Source organism: Micromonospora andamanensis, from assembly GCF_016863495.1.
Lineage (GTDB): Bacteria > Actinomycetota > Actinomycetes > Mycobacteriales > Micromonosporaceae > Micromonospora > Micromonospora andamanensis.
Genome location: NZ_BOOZ01000112.1, coordinates 1 through 1265, shown reverse-complemented (window position 1 = coordinate 1265; position 1265 = coordinate 1). Strand labels below are relative to the sequence as shown.

The 1265-nt window shown below is 67.9% G+C and carries 1 protein-coding gene; it reads left to right on the top strand.

Annotation, left to right across the window (positions count from 1 at the left end):
* Positions 1 to 177: 177 nt before the first annotated feature.
* A partial coding sequence (locus Van01_RS32700) for an IS701 family transposase (RefSeq protein WP_373306319.1) occupies positions 178 to 1265 on the top strand: 1088 nt, incomplete at its 3' end.

The window sequence follows — 1265 nt, the reverse complement described above, 5'->3', positions numbered from 1 at the left end:
TACTCCAGCCGCACTTGCCTGATCTGAAGTTTCGGCAGCTCATCGGGATGATCGACGTCGGAGTTGCGCCTGCCGTGTAGCTGCGGATGTCGATGCTATCCGGCGGATGGGTAAGCGGTCGCACTGTCTGTCTGTTGTGGCTTGTCGTAGGGCGGGCAGGCTCTCGGGCTTGTGTTGATCGATGAGATCGTCGGCTGGCGGGCGGGTCTGGATGATCTGCTGGCGCGGTTCGCGCACCGCTTCGGTCGCGCAGAGCCGCGCCGGCAGGCGCTGACTTACCTGGTCGGGTTGTTGTCACCTCTGGCGGCCAAGAACGGCTGGACCCTGGCCGAGGCCGCCGGTGATGCGACGCCGGACCGGATGCAGCGGCTGCTCAACAGGTCCGCGTGGGACCCGGACGCGGTCCGCGACGACCTGTTCGCCTACGTGTCCGAGCACCTCGGCCACGACGACGGGGTGCTGATCGTCGACGAGACCGGCTTCCTGAAGAAAGGCGTGAAATCGGCGGGCGTGCAGCGTCAGTACTCGGGCACGGCCGGGCGGACGGAGAACTGCCAGCTCGGAGTGTTCCTTGCCTATGCCAGCCCAGTCGGGCGCACGCTGATCGACCGAGAGTTGTATCTGCCCCGCGGCTGGTGCGACGACCCCGCCCGCCGCACCGAAGCCGGCATCGAGACGAACATCGGGTTCGCCACGAAGCCCACGCTGGGCCTACGGATGCTCGAACGCGCCATCACCGCCGGCCTGCCGGCGAGGTGGGTCACCGCCGACGAAGCATACGGACAGGACTCCAAGTTCCGTGCCTGGCTGCAGCAACAGCGCATCGGCTACGTCCTCGCCGTGCCCCGCAACCAGCGGGTCCCCACCGCGGCGGGCAGTTCCCGTCCCGACGTCCTGGCCGCCAACGCGCCCGCCCTGGCATGGAAGCGCCGCAGCTGCGGCAATGGCGCCAAAGGGCCACGACTCTACGACTGGGCCGTCGCCTCCCTGCCCGACACCGCCGACAGCTACGGCCACTGGCTGCTGATCCGCCGCAGCATCACCGACCCCACCGACCTGGCCTACTACCTGTGCTTCGGCCCAAGTGAGACGCTCGACGAGGATCTGATCCGGATCGCCGGGATCCGGTGGGCGGTCGAGGAGTGCTTCCAGACCGCCAAGAACGAGGTCGGCCTGGACCACTACCAGGTCCGTCGGTACGACGCCTGGTACCGGCACATAACACTCGTTCTGTGCGCCCACGCCTACCTCGCCGTCACCGCCGC